The following is a 15,761-nucleotide window of genomic DNA, read 5'->3' on the forward strand; positions in this document are numbered from 1 at the left end:
TGAGATGGGCGCTCTCGATCGCCAGGTTTCGGTCGAGGATTTTCGCAGGCTTGCCCGTCGTCGCCTGCCGAAATCCATCTTCGAATTCATCGATGGCGGGGCGGGGCAGGAACTCACCCTTAACGCCAACCGAAGCGATTTCGAAAAGATCAGACTTTTGCCGCGCGTGCTTACCGATGTTTCGCATCCGAACGTTTCCACGACGCTCTGGTCCGAGACCTTGCCGACACCGCTCGTGATCAGCCCGATGGGTTCCTGCGCGCTGGTCAGGCCCGGAGCCGACATTGCGATCGCGAGGGCGGCAACCGCTCGCGGCATCCCCTACACACTCTCCACCATGGCCACGGCCAGCATCGAAGGCATGGCGCGAGCCGTACAGGGGCCGCTGTGGTTCCAGCTTTATGTGCTCAAGGATTTCGACTTCAATCGCCAACTGGTGAGGCGAGCGGAAGAATTTGGCTATTCGACGCTGGTGGTGACCGTTGATCTGCAAGCCGGGGGCAAGCGCGAAAAGGATCTTAGGAACGGCATATCCATCCCACTGCGGCCTTCGGCCCGGCATCTCTGGGAAGGCATGCTTCATCCTGGCTGGTCGCTGCGCCTGCTGCGCGGTCGTCTGCCCCAGTTCGAGAACGTCCGCGGCTATCTCGGTGACAACAGCGCCGGCCTGACGATCGCCGCGCGTGTTGGCGGCAGCCTCCATGCAGGTTTCGACTGGGACGATTTCCGCCAGATCCGCGACTGGTGGAAAGGCCGGCTGCTGGTCAAGGGCATCCTGCACCCGGACGACGCGTCGCGACTGGTGGCGGCTGGTGCCGATGGCATCTGGGTGTCCAACCATGGAGGCCGTCAGCTCGACGGTGCTGTATCGAGCATCGATGCCCTGCCCGCCATCCGTGAGGCACTTGGCGCCCAAGTCCCGATCCTCATCGATTCCGGTATCCGCACGGGCACGGACATCATCAAGGCCAAGGCACGCGGCGCCACCGTCGCGGCGATCGGCCGGGCCGCCCTGTTCGGCGCCGTGGCTGGCGAGTCCGGTGTGGCCAAGGCACTCGATATCATCCTGGACGAAGTGGTGACTTGCCTCAGGCTCTGCGGAATCCCCCGTTTTCAGGAAGCGGGATCAGAAATCATAGCATAGCGCCAAGACGTGTGCTCACGCTTGGTCGCAAAGTTTCAGCCACCAATTGCCGCCCTCGCACGCCGCTCTTCTCAGGCCCACGCGCTGGCGACAGCGTTATGAAATTCGAAAGGCTGCGCAGTCGGATAGGCGGACTAAACTCCGCCGCCCGGTGCTGTTTTCGGTTCCATCCATCCGTTCTTCAGGACGTCGCGAAGCACGTTCCGAGTGTCTTCGCCCGCTGCCGTTGCGCCGCTCGCCCAAGCGATCGCCAGTGCTCCGAAAAAAATGTCGCGCCCGGTCATCGTCCGTCGTGCAAGCCCTTCGACCTGTGCAGCCTTCAGGATTCGCTCCGTCGTCGCGATGACAGCATGGCAGGTCGGCGTCAGCGGGGATTCTACTCGGCAAGCGGCCCGTAACGGTTCAGGCAAGCCCTCATAAGCCAGCATCCAGTCGCCGAGAGCTTCAACCCAGAGTTCGAGTGCGCGGCCTGCATCGCTCTCCCCGGCTTCGATTTCAACGCGACGATTGTCGAGGCTTTCATAGTGAAGAATTAGCAGCGCAGCCAGGAGGGCGTCTTTGTTTGGAAAATGGCGGTAGAGCGTCCCTGCCCCCACGCCCGCCAGCTTCGCGATAGCATCCATCGAGACGTCAACACTGTCGTTGCCGAACGCTTGTCGCGCCACCTCGAGAATGTGCGCCCGATTGTGTTGCGCGTCCCTGCGGAGGGCTGACGCGATCGACGATTGAGACATGACTGACCTTTGAACCCTTGAAGATCGGAGACACTCTCCGTATCTAAAGTCGAAGCGGAGATAGTCTCCATATAGCCCGTGGTCGACTGTTCTAACAGGTCGGCATGAGCCGGCGAAACGAGGACGATGATCAGGCAGATGATACCGGCATGCATCTGGGCAACGGTACGGCAACCTGCCTGGGGCCTGGCGCGCGCGGTCAGTAGATGCCGCGAGCGAGCTATACGAAGTTCGAGGCTGGCTGTTCCATCGGGGTTATGGCGGCACCACCCTGCGCGACCATCTGGATGTCCCGCTCAACACGGGATCGATCCGCGCATCATGCGCTGAGCTCACAATCACAATTATCTGGAAGGAAATCGACATGAACATCGGCATTATCGGCGCGGGAAATATCGGCACCACCCTCGCACGAAAGCTGACAGCGGCCGGACACGCGGTGAAGCTGGCGGGCTCGAAGGGGCCTGATGACATCCGCGAGAAGGCGATGAAGGTTGGTGCGCTCCCGGTTGCCGCGCACGAAGCAGCCAGGGATGTCGAGGCGATCGTTCTATCGATCCCGTTTGCGAAGATTCCCGATGTCGCCAACATCTTTGCCGATGTACCAGCCGACGTGGTCGTGATCGACACCTCCAATTATTATCCTATGCGCGACGGGAACATCGCGGAGGTTGACGATGGCAAGCCGGAAAGCGTCTGGTCCAGCGAACAACTCGGCCGGCTGGTGGTCAAGGCGTTCAATGCGGTCCTCGCCCAAACGCTCGCCGAAGGTGGCGCAGCGGCCGGAACGGCTGGACGGATCGCGATCCCCGTCGCAGGCGATGATGCGCATGCCAAAGCGATCGCACGCGAACTGGTGAACGAGACCGGTTTCGACGCACTTGATGCCGGCGATCTCGCGAGTTCCTGGCGCCAGCAACCGGGCACGCCAGCCTACTGCACGGAACTGACGTTGCCTGATCTTCAGCATGCGCTGTCCACGGCGGAAAAGGCGCGCGCACCCGGAGCTCGCGACGCACTGATCAAGGGCTTCATGGAGGCGACGACCCCCCTCCGCCACGAGCAGATCGTAGCCCGCAACCGTGAAGTCACCGCCCTCCGATGAGAGACTTTTCCGGTTCCGGCCCGAGGTGGTGACCAAGAAAACTCCCCAAGAGTTCCTTCTGTTTGTCGGGAACAACCTGCCAGCGACGATGACGAGGCCGGCGTGAACCGGCTCTTTAGAGTTTTGTGAAGCCCTTGGCGTTATTTGCGACAAAGGTGAAATCCCCCTTGATGATGCGAGGCGTCAACTCCCAAGCTCCGCTGCTCAACCAGCGAGCCTGAGCCATAGCGCCTGCCTGACACGGCAGGCGGTTAGCCGCCGCCGCCCATGGTCACGGACATGAAGGCCCGGAAGGCCGCCGCGGCCGGTTCGATTGATCTGTCCCGCGACCAGGCCAGGCCGACATCCATGGTAGGAATGGGCTCGACAAGCCCGCGCACTTCGATGCGCTGCCCCTCCAAGGACCAGGGACGGTAAACCATGTCCGACAGGACAGTGACCCCCATGCCGGCAGCCACGAGCGACCGCACGGCCTCAACCGAACTGGTGGTAAGGACGGCGCGAAGCGAAAGCCCCGCGGCATCCCAGTAACGGGCGGCCGTCGTACGTGCCTCGTCAACCGTCAGCATGACATAATCTTCCGCCGCCACATCGGCGAGGCTGATTTCCTGCCGCGCGAGCAGATGATGATCAGCCGAAAGCCAGAGCCGGCGGTTCGACCGCATCAAGACTTCCTGCGCCAACTCCTTGGTGTGCTCCAGGTTGGACACCAGCATCACGGCCATGTCGATGTCCCCGCACATCAACCCGCTTTCGAGAGCGTCTCGGGGCAGTTCCAGCACCTCGACCTCGATCTCGGGATAGGTCTTTCGAAACCGCGCGTAGTGGCGCGACATGTAGTAGCCGACGACCGTGTAGGTCATGCCAAGCCGCAGCTTGCCCGCCAGGCCTTTCCTATCGCGCAACGGGCTTCGGACGGCGGCAGCGACGGCCCCGGTGATAACACGCGCATGTTCAAGAAACCGCGCGCCCTCCATAGTCAGTCTTACGCCAGCGTGGTTACGCTCCAAAAGCCGTACGCCCAGGTCAGCCTCAAGCGTCTTTATCGCCGCAGTGACGGCCGATTGCGAGATGTTGAGATCCACCGCAGCATGACTGACCTGTCCGCTCTCGGCGGTCGCGATAAAATAATCAAGCTGTTTCAAGGTGATGGTCATGGTGCGCTCCGGCCCAGAACCATTATCTGTTTTTTTGATATGACAATCAATAAACTACTATTTCACAAACGCCCTCGCATGCGCAAAAAATGCTGCAACGCCGCAAAGACGGCAGCTTCGAGGGGTAACAATGCGATGGCGGTGACGCTAAACTGCGACATGGGCGAAAGCTTTGGCCTCTACAAGGTTGGCGATGATATGGGCATGATGCCCATCATCGACGTTGCCAATGTCGCCTGTGGTTTTCATGCCTCCGATCCGGATCACATGCACGCCGCCGTCCGCAGCGCCAAGGCGAGTGGCGTAAAGATCGGCGCCCATCCAGGCTTGCCCGACATTCAGGGTTTCGGCCGGCGCGAGATGCGGATGACCCGCGAAGAAGTCAGGAACACCATCATTTACCAGGTGGGAGCGCTTGCCGGCTTCCTCAGGGCCGAGGGTGTGGAACTCCACCACATCAAGCCGCATGGCAGCCTCTACTTCATGGCCATGCAGCAGGAGGCAATCGCCCATGGCGTGTGCGACGCGGCAGAGATTTTCGGCGTACCCCTCTTCGGCATGACGGGCACCCTGCATGAGAAGATCTATCAAGAGCGCGGTATCCCATTCGTCGCCGAGTTCTATGCCGATCTCGACTACGATGCCTCCGGCAAGCTGATCTTGACGCGCGTTCATGACGCCAAGGACCCCGCAGAGATGGCCGAGCGGTGCGTGCGCGCCATCAGGGAGGGCGAGGGCACGGCAGAGGACGGCAGTTTCTTTCCCGTACGCTGCGAAACCATCTGCGTGCATTCCGATACGCCGAACGCCATCGAAATAGCCAGGGCCGTGCGCACCGCAATCGCTCCCTGGCACTGAACTCGACCGAACCCGCCCGCGCAGGCGGTTCCAAATTAGTCTGTCTGCAGTTTTCCGGAGCTTTTTATGGCCCAGATTCTTTCGCCTCTTCCCGGCACTTTCTATCGCAGCGCTTCGCCAGACCAGCCGCCCTACAAGGCGGATGGCGACGCGGTTTCCGCCGGAGACGTAATCGGCCTCATCGAAGTGATGAAGTCGTTCCACGAAGTGAGGGCCGAGACGGCCGGTACGAACATCCGCTTCATTGCCGACAATGAAGACCCGATCATGGCCGGCGCACCTATCGCGGATCTCGACTGATGCTGAAAAAGCTTCTGGTTGCCAACCGGGGCGAGATAGCGGTCAGGATCATCCGGGCCGCGCAAGATTTGGGGATCGCCACCGTGGCGGTGTATTCGGCCGCAGACGCCGAGTCGCTCCACGTCCAGCTTGCGGACGAATCGGTCAACATCGGCCCACCAGCAGCAAAGAAGTCCTATCTCAATGTCGAAGCAATTCTGAAGGCTGCCCGCGACACCGGTTGCGACAGCGTTCATCCTGGCTATGGTTTCCTTGCCGAGAATGCCGCGTTTTCCGACGCGGTCACAGGCGCTGGATTGGTCTTCGTCGGCCCGTCGGGAGATGCGATCCGGATGATGGGAGACAAGGTCTCGGCGCGATCGGCCGCCGCCGCTGCAGGTGTCCCTGTGGTGCCTGGCTCGGCTGGCCGGGTCGAGGGCCTCAAGGCTGGCCACGAGGTGCTGACCGCAACCGGTTTTCCGGTGATGATCAAGGCGGCGGCAGGCGGCGGCGGGCGGGGCATCCGCATCGCCAACTCGCTCGCCGAGTTCGAACAAGCCTTTCCTCAGGCCGAAGCAGAAGCCCTCGCCGCCTTTGGCGACGGTGGCCTCTACATGGAAAAAGTGATCGGCAAGGCCCGCCATATCGAGGTGCAGGTGCTGGCAGACGGAAGCGATGCCATTCACTGCTATGAGCGGGAGTGCTCGCTGCAGCGGCGACGCCAGAAGGTTTGGGAGGAGGCGCCGTCGCGCGCACTTTCAGACAGGCTGCGCGAGGATCTCTGCGCTTCGGCGGTCGCTTTGGCCAAGGCGGTCAAATACTCTGGTGCCGGCACGGTAGAGTATCTTTATGACGATGAAGCAGATCGCTTTTACTTCATCGAGATGAACACCCGTATCCAGGTCGAGCACCCGGTCACCGAAGCGATCACCGGCATCGACCTCGTTGCGGAGATGCTTCGCATCGCCGGCGGCGAGAAGCTGCGGATTCGGCAAGGCGATGTCTCCGTCAAGGGGCATGCGATCGAAGTCCGACTCAATGCCGAAGACCCGGCGAAGGAGTTCGCTCCATTCCCTGGGCAGGTGGCCGAGCTTCGCATTCCCGGCGGTCCGGGCGTACGCTTCGATTCGATGCTCTACCAAGGCTATCAGGTGCCGCCCTTTTATGATTCGCTGCTTGCCAAGCTGATCGTGCATGCAGAAACGCGCGAGGCGGCGATAGTGCGCCTGATCCGCGCGCTCAACGAGTTGAAGATCGGCGGGCTCAAGACCACCAAGCCGCTGTTTCTTGCGCTGGCCGCCGATCCGGCGGTACGGGCGGGAGACGTGCATACCCGCTGGCTGGAAGGCTGGCTCATCGAAAACGCCGCAACATTGGCGGGTTAAGGAGGACCGATGTCGATACGATTCAACTTCGGCGGTGACGAACATATCTTCGGCGAGGTGTCCGAAGAAATGTCGCTCACCTCCTTCTTTACCGGCCTTTCGATGACGAACGCGGTGCGTACGGCAGGCATCCGAGGTGTCACCGAGATCTGCCCAGCCAACGCCAGCTTCCAGATTCGCTTCAACCCCGACATCGTCAAGCCGCAGGATTTGCTCAGCGAACTGAAGTCGATGGAAGAGGCGGCCTCGAAGGCGGACCCGGTGCTGAAGACCCGGATCATCGAACTGCCGGTTTATTTCCAGGATCCATGGACGCGTGAAACCTGCCTGCGCTTCCGCGAGCGCCATCAGGACCCCTCCTCCACCGATCTTGAATATTCGGCACGCATCAACGGCTACGCCACGGTGGAAGAGTTTATCACGGCATATTCCGGCCAGCCCTGGTTCGTGTCCATGGTCGGCTTCGTCGCCGGACTCCCCTTCCTGTACCAGATGGTTGAGCGCAAGAAACAGATTCAGGCGCCGAAATACTTGCGTCCACGCACCGACACTCCCAAGCTCACCATTGGCCATGGCGGCTGCTTTGCAGCGATCTATTCGGTGCGCGGCGCTGGCGGCTACCAGATGTATGGCATAACCCCGGCTCCGATCTACGACCCGACCAGGAAGGTGCGCTACCTCTCAGATGATATGTGCCTGTTCGAGCCAGGCGACATCGTCAAGTTCAAGGCCATTGGCCGCGATGACTACGACGCCACGCTGGAGGAAATCGAAGCCAATCGGTGGCAGCCGACGGTTCGCGAGTGCACCTTCAGCCTGAAGGACTTCAACGGCGATATTTACGGCACCAATGCAAAGCTGATGGAGCTTATCAATGGCCGTTAAGGTAATCTCTCCCGGCCTCTCCACTTCCGTGCAGGATCTTGGCCGACCGGGCCACTACCATGTCGGCATTCCAGAAGGTGGCGGCATGGACCGCTTTGCCACACGCATCGCAAACCTGCTTGTCGGCAACGATCCGGGTGCCGCGGTGCTCGAAGCCACCTTCATGGGCCCCGAACTCGAATTCACCCAATCCGCGGTCGTCGCCGTCACGGGAGGAGAACTCCCCCCCAAACTCAATGGCGAGGAACGGCCGACCTGGGAAAGTTTTCCGGTGAAGGCCGGTGACCGGCTTTCCTTCGGCTTCCTCAAGGGCGGCGCGCGCGCTTATCTGGCCGTCTCCGGCGGTATCGACGTACCCGTGGTTCTCGGTTCGCGCTCGACTTACATTCTGGGCGCACTCGGCGGCCATCAGGGCCGCACGCTGAAGGCGGGTGATGAGCTTCCCCTCGGCGAGGGTTCCGGCAAAGCCGGTCTTTCACTGCCTGCAAATCTGCGCCGCGCGGGCAATAGTCCGGCGGAACTCAGAATGCTTCCCGGCATGTACTGGCATCGGATCACTGAAGCTGCCGGCACTCGGTTCTTTGAGGAAACCTGGAAGGTCGCACCCGAAGCCGACCGCATCGGCTATCGCTTCCGGGGTGGGACGCCGCTGGAATTCGTCGAGCGCGAGCAGCCTTTCGGTGCGGGCTCCGACCCCTCGAACATCGTCGATGCCTGCTATCCCTACGGATCCGTCCAGGTGCCGAGTGGCACGGAGCCGATCGTTCTTCACCGGGACGCGGTTTCGGGTGGCGGGTACATGATGCTGGGCGTGGTGATATCGGCCGACATGGACCTTATCGCCCAGCTCCAGCCGCACACCCCGGCGCGCTTCGTTCCGGTGACGCTGGAAGACGCGCTTGCCGCGCGAACCGAACAGCGCGCCGCGCTGGCGCGTGCTGAAGGGCATCTGGCCGGCTGACGTCAGCCGGGAAAATGCCGGCGGAGGAGCCGGTGGCGAGGAGATCGGCCGGCCAAAACCGACCGTGCGTGGCGGAAGACAAAATCCGGTGCGCGAAACGACAAGACGACGCCGGGCAACGGCGTGAATTTGGCACCCGAGCAGTCCGCTAGAGACCGCCGGAACCGACAGGGGAAGACATTTGCAACGTGACTGGCCGCAAGGCCGGATGCTTCGCGCCTTTCCGTCGGTAGAAAGAAGGAAAGGGTCATGAGTCATCTGAGCGCGGAGAATGTCTCGGTATCGTTTGCGGGGCTGAAGGCCCTGTCATCGGTAGACCTCCAAATTACGCCCGGCCGCATCAGTGGCCTCATCGGCCCGAATGGCGCTGGCAAGACCACGCTCGTCAACGTGCTGACCGGCTTCCAGGCACCGACGGAAGGCACCATCAAGCTCGACGGGGCAGCACTCACAGGTCTCAAGCCGCATCAGGTCCGGCGGCGCGGCATTGCCCGCACCTTCCAGGGTGGGCGGCTCTTCCGCGACCTGCCTGTGCTGGACAATTTGGAGGTAACCGGCGTTGGTCTGGGAATGAGCCGGCGCGCTGCCATCGCCGAAGCGGAAGCGATGCTCGACTGGATAGGCATCGGTGCGCTGGGCACCCGCATCGCCGGAACGTTGCCATATACGGACGAGCGCCGCGTCGCCATTGGCCGCGCCCTGATGGGACGGCCCGCGTACATCCTGCTCGACGAGCCCGCGGCTGGCATGAGCGCGCTGGAGGCGCGGGAGCTTTCGGCCCTGATAAGACATATCGCCAGCGATCTCGGCTGTGGTGTCCTGCTCATCGAGCACAATGTCGGGCTGGTGCTCGGCCTTTGCCAGCATATCGTCGTGCTCGATTCCGGAGCGATCATCGAGGAAGGCCCGCCTGCCGCGATCCGCGACAGCGAGAAGGTGCGCCACGCCTATATGGGCACGGCCGCGAACACCGACCTGCCTGTGCTGGAGGCGATGGAATGAGCCTGCTCGCCCTTTCCGATATCACTATCCGCTACAGCCGTCTCACGGCGGTCCGAAATGTCTCCTTCTCCATGGACGAGGGAGAAATCCTGTTCATCACCGGCCCGAACGGAGCCGGGAAGTCTTCGCTGCTGCGCGCGATCGCCGGTGTTACGCCAGTGGCGGGCGGCCGGATCGACCTTGCAGGTCATGAGATCACCGGCCAGGCGCCGGAGAACATCGCCCGGCTCGGATTCTCCATGGTGCCGGAGGGGCGCGATGTCTTCGGCTCGCTGACGACCGAAGAGAACCTTCTGGTCGGAACCGGCATGCACGCCCGCGAACGCGGCTGGCGCAGCCGAGCGGCCGACGAACTCGAAGCCGTCTACGCAACCTTCCCGATGCTGAAAGAGAGGCGGCATGGGCAGGCGGGATTGCTGTCCGGCGGGCAGCAGCAAATGCTGGTCATCGGACGCGCGTTGATGACCAATCCGCGGCTTGTAGCCATCGACGAGCCTTCGCTGGGCCTCGCCCCCAACATCAACGACCAGGTCTATGAGCGGCTGATCGCGCTGCGTGCGCAGCGCCAGCTCACGCTCCTGATCGTTGAGCAGAGCTCGGCCCGGGCGATGATGGTGGGCGGGCGGATGATCCTGATGCGTGGCGGACAGATCGTGCTCGATGGCGACGCGCGGACGCTCGGCAACGGCGAGGCGATCCAGGCTGCCTATTTCGGTTACGAGGACCACTGAGATGCTCCAGATCCTGTTCGACGCACTCTCGCTTGGTTCGCTCTACTCGCTTGGGGCGCTTGGCATTGCCCTCATCTTCGGCGTCATGCGGCTGGTGAACTTCGCGCATGGCGACGTCATCGCCTTCTGCGTCTTCGCGCTGCTATGGCCCTCAACAGACGCCATGGCCATCGTCTTCGCTGGCCAATTGCCGTGGTACCTGCTGGTGCCCTTCGTGCTCCTTTGCGGGGCCGGGCTGTCGGTGCTGTGCGAAATCGTTGTCTTCAGGCGGTTCCGCCAGGCAAATCCGGCAACCATGATGATCGCCTCCTTCGCGCTCGGTTTCGTCATTCGCTACTTCCTGCTCATGCTTTTCTCCAGTCGGCCGAAATCGATCTCGCTGCTGCCCGAACTGTCCCAGCCGGTGGAGATCCTCGGTGCCAGGCTTCCCCTCCTCCAGCTCATAACAATCGTCGCCACGATGGTCATCCTGATCGGCCTGACACTGTTCCTGCGTCAAACCCGCTTCGGCCTGGAGATGCGGGCGGCGGCCGAGAACTTCTCGATGGCCCGCATGCTGGGTGTGCGTGCGAACCGGATTATCATGGGCGCGTTCGCGCTCTCCGGCGCGTTGGCCGCCGCCATTGCACTGATCTTTGGCGCCCAGACAGGCACGCTGGACATCCAGATGGGCGCCTCGATCATGTTGATGGCCTTCATCGCCACCGTCATTGGCGGCCTCGGCAGCCTCGGGGGAGCCGTGCTCGCCGGCTTCTTGCTGGGTGCCGCCTCGGTGATCATGCAGGTCATGCTGCCCATCGACGCCCGGCCGTTCCGCGATGCCTTTGTCTATGGAGCGGTCATCCTCGTTCTCCTCTTCCGCCCGCAAGGGCTTATTGCCGCGCGCGGCACCAAGGAAAGGGTCTGATTTCATGGGTGTCGCCGCCTCCCTCACCAACTCTACCGCTGCCGGTGCCGCGGCTGCCGAGCGAAAGCCCGCCCGCTTCGCGCTTGCCCGCCGCACAATCCTGACGCCGGTCCTGCTTTCTCTGCTGCTGCTGGCCATCGCGCTGATCACGGTGATGACCGGATCGCGGCCCTTCAACCAGACGGTGATCGACGTGTTCGTCCGTGTCATCCTCGTCGTGGGCCTATACATCTTTATCGGAAATTCGGGCGTTCTCAGCTTCGGGCATATCGGCTTCACCTGCCTTGGCGCCTACGCGGCCGCATGGCTCACCATCAATCCGATGATGAAACGCGGTTCGCTGCCGGGATTGCCCGAATGGCTGCTGGCGACCCGTTTGCCGTACTGGCAATCGGCCGTGCTGGCGGCATTGTTCGCCGCCCTCGCCGCTCTCATCTTCGGGCGGGTGCTGATGCGGCTATCGGGCATCGCGGCTTCGATCGCGACCTTCGCGACGCTCGCCATGATCAACACAATTTATTCCAACTGGGAGAGCGTGACCGGAGCGACCTCATCGGTCGTCGGCATTCCGATCGTGCGCATGATCTGGCCGTATCTCATCGGCGCCGTGGTCGCAATCTTCATCGCCTGGGCGCACGCGATCTCCCGGTCCGGCCTGGCCCTTCGTGCTGCCCGCGACGAGCCCACCGCCGCCGCGGCTTCCGGTATCGACATTCCCAGGGAAAGACTCGTGGCGTTCGTCGTATCGGGCGCGGTGATGGGGCTGGGCGGTGCGCTTATGGCTCATTCCATCGGCGTGGTCACACCCGATACATTCTATCTCGGTCTCACCTTCATCACCCTTTCCATGCTCGTCGTCGGCGGCATGGGCAGCCTGTCGGGGGGGGTGGTGGGTGTCGTCCTGCTGTCCGCCCTGATCCAGGCGCTGCGCTGGCTGGAGGCAGGCGTATCGCTCGGCGAGTCCACTTTCGCCCTCCCGAAAGGGGTCCAGGAAATAGCCCTCGGCGTCATCATGATCGTGATCCTCGCGCTTCGCCCATCCGGACTCATGGGCAACCGCGAGCTCACCTTACCTCGCAGCAGTCGCAACAAGTGACCGGCGGCACAAGCCCGACCGGAAAACAAAAAAGGAGACGTGCATGACATACAAAATGAGAATTGTCGCAACCGCTCTGGCCTCGATGTCCATCGCATATCCGGCGCTGGCCGATGACAAGACTATCGTCATCGGCTTCGCCACTGCGGAGTCGGGCTTCATGGAAGCTTATGACAAGCCTGCGCAGGAGGCGGCCTTGATCCGCATCGACGAGATCAATGCGGCTGGCGGCCTGCTTGGAAAGCAGATCAAGGTTGTCAAGGCCGACACCAAGTCCGACCGGGCCGAAGGCGCCAAGGCGGGCCTCTCCGTGCTCGACCAGGGTGCGGATCTCGTGGTCGTGTCCTGCGATTACGACTTCGGATCGCCGGCTGCGCTCGCGGCCGAGGACGCGGGCCGTATCTCCTTCTTCCTGTGCGCGGAATCGGTCAAGGCCGGTATCCAGGGTGTCGGCCCGCACAGCTTCTCCGCGTCGGTGCTGGCGGCCGTGCAGGGCGCAACCATGGCCGAGTGGGCATTCAAGGAAAAGGGCGCAAAGGACTTCTACCGTCTGCTCGATACTTGGACGGCCTACAACAAGGGCATCTGCGACGGCTTCGACTGGATGATGCCGAAGCTCGAAGCCCAGGGCGCGAAGCTTGTCGGTGAAGACACCTTCAAGAACGAGGACGCCTCCATCGCCGCGCAGATCACCCGCATCAAGTCTCTGCCGAAGGAGCCGGATGCGATCATGCTTTGCACGATGATGCCGGGCGCTGTCTCGGCCATCAAGCAGCTTCGCGCCGCGGGTATCAACTCCATGATCCTGAATGGATCGGGCGTCGACGGTAGCTATTGGCTCTCGGCTGTGCCCGATCTGACGAACTTCTACGTCCCCGTTCAGGGATCGATCTATGGCGACGATCCCAATCCGGCCGTGCTGAAGTTCAATGCCACCTACAAGCAGAAGACAGGCGCCGATCCCTCGAGCCAGTATGTCTTTCCGGGTTACGTCATGGTCGACGTCTGGGCCAAGGCGGTGGAGCGTGCAGGCACGGCCGATGCCGACGCGGTCGTCGCGGAGCTGGAAAAGATGAAGAATGAGCCGACGCTGTTCGGGCCTCGTACCTTCTCGCCGGAACTACATCACCAGAACCAGACGCGGTACCTGATCGTCGAGACCAAGGCCGGCAAGCCGGGTGTTGTAGGCAACTGGACGATTTCCGAGCCGGTACCGATGGAAGCCTTGCTCAAGTAGGAGAAGATGGGCCGGATAAGTCCGGCCCTTCATCTACGAAAGGCCCTGTTCCTCTGGGACGACCGGGCCTTTCGTCTTTGAGGATCTTGCCTTTGGACAAAAAATGAGGGCGGCCCGTTTGGACCGCCCTTGTCGCCCGATGAATTCAGATTTTCGCTACCCTCGCGCTTTGCGGTAGGAATCCTTGAGCGCTATGAGCTCCCCCGAGAAAGCGAAGATATCGCAGCCGTCGACTTCGATTTTCTGCCCCGCTGCCGTGGTGCCGACGAAGCGCCATGATGAAAGCCCGGTGTCGCCCGTCACGACGTGCCGTCCCCTGGTCCACTCGGCTTTCGGGAAGGCATCGAACAGCGCTGCATAGGCGGCGCGCACGGCGTCACGCCCCATATGCTTGCGCCCTTCGGCATCGGGTCCAGCCGAGCCGTGGAAAGCGCAATTCTCAGCCATGCAGTCCATCAGCGCGCCCACGTCGCGGGCGTTCCAGGCCGCGAGGAACCGGTCGAGCACGGCCAGCCGCCTGGCTGCGAGATCGCCGGCTTCAACGACCTCGACCTCCAGGAAGGCGAGCGGTGCATCGCCGGCATTGATGACGTTGTGAGCCACACCCGTCCGCCGCGAATAGGGCACCCCTTGGGTGAGAGCGGCTTGCGACTGCGCGCCGTCCGGGCCTTCGAGACCGAGTTTGCCGCCCGTAAGCGGCACGATGACGTAGTCATGGCCATGGATGTGCCAGCCGGTCTCGGCCCCGGTGGCAAAGCGCCATTCGGTGACCCGGAAGCGTTCGTCGTCGATATGGACGACCGGTTCGGCTTTCATGCGGGTCATTCAAGTCCCTCCTTGGCGACCGCACCGGTCAGGCGCTCAAGCGTCCGGCCCATGCGCGTCATGATTTCCTTCACATCGTCTTCTGTCGAGATCATCGGCGGACAGAGCGCGAGCTGGTCGCCGATGGCGCGGAAGATGAGGCCTTCCTCGTGGCCGATTCCTGCTGCGATAGCCCCTACACGCCCAACCTTGGCGAAGGGGCGTTTCGTCGCCTTGTCCGCCACCAGTTCAACGGCGCCGATAAGACCGGTGCCCCTCGCTTCGCCGACAAGCGGGTGATCGGCGAATGAGCGGATGCCGGCCTGGAACGACGTCTCAAGGCGGGCCGCGTTTCCGATCAGGTCCCGCTCCTCGAAGATGGCCAGATTCTCGAGACCCACCGCCGTGGCGACCGGATGACCCGACGCGGTGAAGCCGTGGCCGAAATTGCCGATCGTGGCGGTGTTGTCGGCGATCGCCTGATAGATCGCATCGGAGAAAATGACGGCGGCAAGCGGCATATATGACGACGTGATTTGCTTGGAGACCGTCATGATATCAGGCGTGAAGCCGTATTTCTGAGCGCCGAAGGGCGTACCAAGCCGCCCGAAACCACAGATCACCTCGTCTGCTATCAGAATGATATCATTTGCCCGGCAGATTTTCTCCACGCCTTCCCAGTACCCGACCGGTGGTGGCAGAACGCCGCCGGCTGCCATAAGCGGCTCTCCTATGAAGGCCGCGATGGTGTCAGCCCCTTCTTCCGCGATCACCGCTTCCAGTTCGGCGAGCAGGCGCGCCGTGAAGGCGGCTTCGTCTTCGCCTTCCATGCCGAAGCGATAGAAGTGCGGGCAGGTCAGGTGGCGAACGGGAATCGCTGGCAGATCGAAGTCGCGATGGTTGACCGGCAGGCCTGTCAGGCTGCCGGAGGCGACGGTGATGCCGTGATAGCCCTTGGTCCGCGCCAGGAATTTCTTCTTTTTTGGCCGGCCCAGCGCGTTGTTCATGAACCACATCATCTTGACGATGGTGTCGTTGGCTTCCGAGCCCGACGACGTGAAGAAGACACGCGTCAGGTTTTCCGGCGTCATCTCCACGAGTTTCTCCGCGAGCCGGATGGATGGCTCATGCGCCTTGGAGGAGAAGGTGTGATAGTAGGGCAGCTTCAGCATCTGCTGATAGGCAGCGTCGGCCAACCGCTTTTCCGAAAAGCCGACGCCCACCGACCAGAGCCCGGCGAGCCCTTCGATGTATTCCTTGCCGCGTTCGTCATACACGCGGATGCCGTCGCCGCGGCTGATGATCAGCGGCCCGGTTTCTTCGTGCTGACGCAGGTTTGTGTATGGGTGCATGGTGGTGGCGATGTCGGCGGCGGCGAGAGAGTTGGAAAGCGCATCCATGGAAGTCCTCAGCGGCTTGGGGAAATGGTTCGGGCGGTGAGTTCGAGATAGTCCTCGATCCCATGCGTGGAGCTTT

Annotated in this window: 16 protein-coding genes; 12 read left to right on the forward strand and 4 right to left on the reverse strand. The window is 62.2% G+C overall.

The window, feature by feature from the left end:
- Positions 1-4 precede the first annotated feature (4 nt).
- Positions 5-1,144, forward strand: coding sequence for an alpha-hydroxy acid oxidase (locus tag EJ079_RS32775; RefSeq protein WP_127811205.1), 1,140 nt, complete (start codon positions 5-7; stop codon positions 1,142-1,144).
- 134 nt (positions 1,145-1,278) lie between these two features.
- Here the strand turns inward: EJ079_RS32775 and EJ079_RS32780 are convergent, their stop codons facing one another.
- Positions 1,279-1,878 carry a TetR/AcrR family transcriptional regulator gene (locus tag EJ079_RS32780; RefSeq protein ID WP_127811206.1) on the reverse strand — a complete coding sequence of 200 codons (600 nt, stop codon included), beginning with the start codon at positions 1,876-1,878 and terminating at the stop codon, positions 1,279-1,281.
- A gap of 364 nt (positions 1,879-2,242) precedes the next feature.
- On the opposite strand from EJ079_RS32780, the gene EJ079_RS32785 reads away from it, so the two are divergent.
- Entirely contained in the window at positions 2,243-2,983 is a 741-nt protein-coding gene (locus tag EJ079_RS32785) for an NAD(P)-binding domain-containing protein (protein ID WP_127380493.1), read from the forward strand.
- Between the two features lie 251 nt (positions 2,984-3,234).
- Here EJ079_RS32785 and EJ079_RS32790 read toward each other — a convergent pair whose 3' ends face one another.
- Entirely contained in the window at positions 3,235-4,140 is a 906-nt protein-coding gene (locus EJ079_RS32790; protein WP_127811207.1) for a LysR family transcriptional regulator, read from the reverse strand.
- 135 nt (positions 4,141-4,275) lie between these two features.
- On the opposite strand from EJ079_RS32790, the gene EJ079_RS32795 reads away from it, so the two are divergent.
- From EJ079_RS32795 to EJ079_RS32840, 10 genes are all read left to right on the forward strand, one after another.
- Entirely contained in the window at positions 4,276-4,998 is a 723-nt protein-coding gene (locus tag EJ079_RS32795) for a LamB/YcsF family protein (protein WP_127319967.1), read from the forward strand.
- A gap of 66 nt (positions 4,999-5,064) precedes the next feature.
- Entirely contained in the window at positions 5,065-5,298 is a 234-nt protein-coding gene (locus tag EJ079_RS32800) for an acetyl-CoA carboxylase (RefSeq protein WP_013533152.1), read from the forward strand.
- Positions 5,298-6,662, forward strand: a complete 1,365-nt coding sequence (locus EJ079_RS32805) for an acetyl-CoA carboxylase biotin carboxylase subunit (protein WP_127811208.1) — start codon at positions 5,298-5,300, stop codon at positions 6,660-6,662. The genes EJ079_RS32800 and EJ079_RS32805 overlap by 1 nt, the downstream gene beginning before the upstream one ends.
- A 9-nt stretch (positions 6,663-6,671) precedes the next feature.
- Complete coding sequence (locus EJ079_RS32810) at positions 6,672-7,547, forward strand: carboxyltransferase domain-containing protein (protein WP_127811209.1); 876 nt, start codon at positions 6,672-6,674, stop codon at positions 7,545-7,547.
- Entirely contained in the window at positions 7,537-8,508 is a 972-nt protein-coding gene (locus EJ079_RS32815) for a biotin-dependent carboxyltransferase family protein (RefSeq protein WP_127319973.1), read from the forward strand. The genes EJ079_RS32810 and EJ079_RS32815 overlap by 11 nt, the downstream gene beginning before the upstream one ends.
- 249 nt (positions 8,509-8,757) lie before the next feature.
- On the forward strand, positions 8,758-9,510 hold the full coding sequence (locus EJ079_RS32820) for an ABC transporter ATP-binding protein (RefSeq protein ID WP_027163992.1): 753 nt from the start codon (positions 8,758-8,760) through the stop codon (positions 9,508-9,510).
- A complete protein-coding gene (locus tag EJ079_RS32825; RefSeq protein WP_027036290.1) occupies positions 9,507-10,241 on the forward strand; it encodes an ABC transporter ATP-binding protein in 735 nt (244 codons plus the stop codon). The genes EJ079_RS32820 and EJ079_RS32825 overlap by 4 nt, the downstream gene beginning before the upstream one ends.
- A gap of 1 nt (position 10,242) precedes the next feature.
- Positions 10,243-11,148: a branched-chain amino acid ABC transporter permease gene (locus EJ079_RS32830; RefSeq protein ID WP_127811210.1), complete on the forward strand. Its 906-nt coding sequence runs from the start codon at positions 10,243-10,245 to the stop codon at positions 11,146-11,148.
- A 4-nt stretch (positions 11,149-11,152) separates the two neighbouring features.
- Positions 11,153-12,244, forward strand: coding sequence for a branched-chain amino acid ABC transporter permease (locus EJ079_RS32835; RefSeq protein ID WP_127811211.1), 1,092 nt, complete (start codon positions 11,153-11,155; stop codon positions 12,242-12,244).
- 43 nt (positions 12,245-12,287) lie between these two features.
- On the forward strand, positions 12,288-13,481 hold the full coding sequence (locus EJ079_RS32840; protein WP_127326908.1) for an ABC transporter substrate-binding protein: 1,194 nt from the start codon (positions 12,288-12,290) through the stop codon (positions 13,479-13,481).
- A 156-nt stretch (positions 13,482-13,637) separates the two neighbouring features.
- Here EJ079_RS32840 and EJ079_RS32845 read toward each other — a convergent pair whose 3' ends face one another.
- Positions 13,638-14,306, reverse strand: coding sequence for a nuclear transport factor 2 family protein (locus EJ079_RS32845; RefSeq protein ID WP_127396157.1), 669 nt, complete (start codon positions 14,304-14,306; stop codon positions 13,638-13,640).
- Entirely contained in the window at positions 14,303-15,685 is a 1,383-nt protein-coding gene (locus EJ079_RS32850; RefSeq protein ID WP_127396158.1) for an aspartate aminotransferase family protein, read from the reverse strand. The genes EJ079_RS32845 and EJ079_RS32850 overlap by 4 nt, the downstream gene beginning before the upstream one ends.
- Positions 15,686-15,761 lie beyond the last annotated feature (76 nt).

This window comes from Mesorhizobium sp. M7A.F.Ce.TU.012.03.2.1 (assembly GCF_004006095.1).
Classification (GTDB): domain Bacteria; phylum Pseudomonadota; class Alphaproteobacteria; order Rhizobiales; family Rhizobiaceae; genus Mesorhizobium.